Here is a 3,955-nt window from a genome sequence, read left to right on the forward strand (position 1 = left end):
CCGCCACAACTCGCCACGAATGCCCTCAAACCCTTGCCAAAACCACCACTACGGCGGTTAGCTCTGGGGCAACTCCCGCCCCTCCCCTCACCGGCGGTTCCCCGGCCCGCCTCCCACTCCCCCGAAAAGCGAGCCCATGCCCCAGGAGAAGCGTCGGTCGCTTCGCGCCCGCATGATCACTCTGGTGCTCATCCCCAGCACCGCCCTGCTCGCCCTGTGGGCGCTGTTCACCACCACCCTGACGCTGGACATCGCGCACCTGCGCACCACCGCCACCCTCATCCAGGAGGTCGGCACCCCCACCACGGACGTCATCGACCACCTGCAGGGCGAACGCCGTGCGACCCTCGCGGCTCTGGACTCCCCCACCGAACGCTCCGCCGACGATCTCACCGCCGCCCGCGCCCACACCGACCGGGCCATCGGCACCTTCGTTCTGGCCCTGAGCGCGCAGAACCGTGACACCCTCCCAGACCAGGCGCTGGAGTTCCGGAGCGGTCTCGCCGACCTCCCCACGCACCGCGAGAACGTCGACGCGCTCACCACGGACGCCGATGTCCTCACCGAGGCGGCCGCCCCCTACACCGACCTCGTCGACCTCGGTATCCGCGTGTGGGACTCCCAGGTCGAACGGGCCGACGACGCCCTCCTCCCCCACCTGCGTTCGCTCACCTCCCTGATGCGCACACGCGAACTCCTCAACCAACAGGACACGATCCTGGCGCACGCGGTGGCCACCAACACCTTCACCCCACAGGCCCACGCCGCCTTCGCCGCCGCGGTGGGCGCCCAGCGCCACACCTGGTCCCGTGTGGACGCCGAGGCCGGCGACGACACCGACGCCTTCGCCCTGCTGGACGGCTCCTCACAGCTGGAGACCATCGAACTGCTCCAGGACACCGTGATCGGCACCCCCGTGCGCGGCCCCCGCGCCGGGGTGCCCGTCCACGCCCAGACCTGGCAGGGCGCCGCCGAGACCCTCGACACCCGCATCCGCGAGGTCGAGAACGAGCGCCGCTCCCACGTGGTCGCACTGAGCCGACAGCACGCCGCGGACCTTCGCACCGGTGTCCTACTGCTGTCCGTGCCCACACTCCTGGTGGCCCTGGCGTGCGCCGTCGTGGCCGTGAACGGCACCCAACGCCTGGGGCGCCGACTCCAGGAGCTGCGCACCCGGACACTGGACCACGCACGCGTGCGCCTACCCGAGGTCACCGCCCGTCTGCGCGCCGGAGAGGAGGTGGACGCCGACACCGAGGTCCCGCGCCTGGGCATCACCCACCGGGACGAGCTCGGCCAGGTCGCCGCCGCCTTCGACGACGCCCAACGCGCCGCCGTGGCCGCGGCCGTGGAGGAGGCCCAGGTCCGCGCCGGAGTGCGCAACATGTTCCGCAACATCGCCCGGCGCACCCAGTCCCTGGTCCACCGTCAACTCGACCTGCTGGACCGGCTCGAACGCAAGGAGACCGACCCGGCGGTCCTGGAGTCGCTGTTCCGGATCGACCACTTCAGCACCCAGCTGCGCCGCAACGCCGAGAACCTGATGCTGCTCAGCGGTGACCGACCCCACCGGCGCCGCGACACCACCGTGGGCCTGCACGAGGCGGTGCGGGCCGCCGCCGGGGAGATCGAGGACTACACACGGGTGCGGGTGCGCTCCGTTCCATCGGTGTCGCTGCGCGGAGAGGCCGGGGCCGACCTGGTACGGCTGCTCGCGGAGCTCCTGGAGAACGCGACCGCCTTCTCCCCGCCCGATACCGACGTGACCGTGGAGGCCGCGCGCGACGGCGATCGGTACCGCGTCCGGGTCCGTGACACGGGGCTGGGCATGGGACCGGAACGCCTGGAGGCGGCCAACACCCTGCTGGCCGACCCGCCCGGTTTCGACCTGGCCCGTACCCGGGAGGACTCCCAACTCGGGTTGTACGTGGTGGCCACCATCGCGGCGCGGCACGGTTTCACGGTCTTTCTGAGCGCCGAGCCCTTCCAGGGCACCGAGGCGACGGTGCTCGTGCCCGAGCACGTGTTGTCGATCGAACCCTCCCCCGCGGACGCGGCGCTCGACCCGGCGACCCCGCCGTCGTCCGACGACGGCGTCACGACGACGCGGGAACCACGCGCCGTGGACGGTGGTCGACCCTCCGCGCGCGAGGGCGGTCCCCGCCCCTCGCCGGCCGTGGAAGGGGACACCCACATGGGGCTGCCGCGTCGCCGGCGACGGGCCCCCGAACCCGCCTCGCCGACCTCACCGGAGGGCGAGAGCCCCTGCGAGCCGCGCTCACTGGCACAGGTCAAGTCGATGATGAGCGCCTTCCAGGCCGGCACCGAACGTGGGCGCGCCGCGGCGACCCAGGACACCCCACCCGCGCCCCGCCCAGGAGGGCGTGCGGAACACGACCACGACACGGAAGGGTGATGCCGATGTCGGCGGACACCGCTGCACAGGACCGGGACCACGGACAGGACCCGGGTTGGGCGGCACAGAGGCTGAACTGGCTCATGGGAGACCTGGTGGAACGGGTGGGCGGGGCGCGACACGCGCTGTTGCTGTCCACCGACGGACTTCCCCTGTCGATCTCCCCCGACCTGGACCAGGAATCGGCCGAACGGCTCGCCGCGATCGCGGCCGGGTTCGCCAGTCTGGCCCGGGGAGCCCGCAGGGAACTGGGGGCCGCCGAGGTGCGCCAGAGCGTGGTGGAGATGGACAACGTGTTCTTCTTCGTGCTCTCGGCGGGTCAGGGCGCCCAGCTGGCGTTGGTGGCCGTGTCCGACTGCGACATGGGGCAGGCCGCCTTCGAGGTGAACCGACTGGTGCGCCAGGTGGGCCCCTACCTGTCCGCACTGCCTCGCGGGCGGAGGGAGCGGGGGTGAGGCCCGGGCCGCGTCGCGCCGAGGGGTGGTCGACCGAGTCGAGCCTGATCCGCCCCTATTCGCTCACCGGAGGGCGTACCCGTCCCTCCCGGGAGGACCTGACGGTGACCACGCAGGTGGTGGCCCTGCCGTCGGTGGCGCTCCCCGAGCTGGATCCGGAGTTGGAGCTGATCCTGCGGGTGTGCGCGCGGCCGGTGTCGGTGGCCGAGGTGGCCGCCCGCTCCGGGTTCCCCCTCGGGGTGTTGCGGGTGTTGCTGTCGGATCTGGTGGACCAGGGGCGGGTGAGGGTGCGCACCTCGGACTGGGAGCGTCGTCGTCCGGACGCGCGCACCCTGCGTTCGGTGCTGGACCGCATCCGGGAACTGTGAGAGGGATCGAATGACGGACACGTGGACCTCGACGGCCTCGACGGCGGGTGTGCCTCCGGTGCCCGACACGTTGAAGATCGTGGTGGCCGGGGGCTTCGGGGCGGGCAAGACGACCCTGGTGTCGGCGTTGAGCGAGGTGGAGTCGCTGCACACCGAGGAGATCATGACCGAGCCGAGCGTGGAGGTCGACGACCTCGCCGGTGTGGAGGACAAGACCACCACGACGGTGGCGTTGGACTTCGGACGCATCACCCTGGACGCCGACACGGTGGTGTACCTGTTCGGCACACCGGGACAGCGGCGGTTCGCCTACATGTGGGAGGAGTTGGCGGTGGGCGCCCTGGGAGCGGTGGTGCTGGCCGACACGCGCCGCCTGGCGGACTCCTTCGACGCCATCGACTTCTTCGAGTCGCGGAGGGTGCCGTTCGTGGTGGCGGTGAACTGTTTCGACGGCCAACTCACCCACCGGGCCGAGGACGTGCGAGTGGCGTTGGACCTGCACGACGAGGTGCCGTTGTCGTTGTGCGACGCGCGCGACCGGGAGTCGGTCAAGGGTGTGGTGGTGGAGTTGGTGTCGTTGGTCCTGCGTCTGGAGCTGTCGGGGGCCTGAGCCGCCCACGGGTCGAGAGCGGGGGCGGCCCACGGTGGGCGCGCCCTCGCCCGTGGGCGTCGGGGCACTCCGGGTGGGGACGTCGCGGTCGGACCCGCCCCCACAC

Annotated in this window: 4 protein-coding genes; all 4 read left to right on the top strand. The window is 71.9% G+C overall.

Annotated features, from left to right (window positions below; genetic code table 11):
• Positions 1–136 precede the first annotated feature (136 nt).
• The 4 genes from DSY14_RS27190 to DSY14_RS27205 are packed head-to-tail and all read left to right on the top strand — an operon-like array spanning position 137 to position 3,849.
• A complete protein-coding gene (locus DSY14_RS27190) occupies positions 137–2,416 on the top strand; it encodes an ATP-binding protein (RefSeq protein WP_211719463.1) in 2,280 nt (759 codons plus the stop codon).
• Positions 2,416–2,871: a roadblock/LC7 domain-containing protein gene (locus tag DSY14_RS27195; RefSeq protein ID WP_211719464.1), complete on the top strand. Its 456-nt coding sequence runs from the start codon at positions 2,416–2,418 to the stop codon at positions 2,869–2,871. The genes DSY14_RS27190 and DSY14_RS27195 overlap by 1 nt, the downstream gene beginning before the upstream one ends.
• Positions 2,868–3,239 (top strand): DUF742 domain-containing protein, encoded by a 372-nt coding sequence (locus tag DSY14_RS27200; protein ID WP_211719465.1) that lies wholly within the window; start codon positions 2,868–2,870, stop codon positions 3,237–3,239. Before DSY14_RS27195 ends, DSY14_RS27200 begins: the two co-directional genes overlap by 4 nt.
• A gap of 10 nt (positions 3,240–3,249) precedes the next feature.
• Positions 3,250–3,849, top strand: a complete 600-nt coding sequence (locus DSY14_RS27205; RefSeq protein WP_211719466.1) for an ATP/GTP-binding protein — start codon at positions 3,250–3,252, stop codon at positions 3,847–3,849.
• Positions 3,850–3,955: the final 106 nt, after the last annotated feature.

This window comes from Nocardiopsis sp. MG754419, assembly GCF_018207095.1.
In the GTDB taxonomy this organism is placed as follows: domain Bacteria; phylum Actinomycetota; class Actinomycetes; order Streptosporangiales; family Streptosporangiaceae; genus Nocardiopsis.

Coding starts and splice junctions, on each gene's coding strand:
- DSY14_RS27190 (WP_211719463.1), top strand. CDS start 137: ATGCCCCAGGAGAAGCGTCGGTCGCTTCGCGCCCGCATGATCACTCTG.
- DSY14_RS27195 (WP_211719464.1), top strand. CDS start 2,416: ATGCCGATGTCGGCGGACACCGCTGCACAGGACCGGGACCACGGACAG.
- DSY14_RS27205 (WP_211719466.1), top strand. CDS start 3,250: ATGACGGACACGTGGACCTCGACGGCCTCGACGGCGGGTGTGCCTCCG.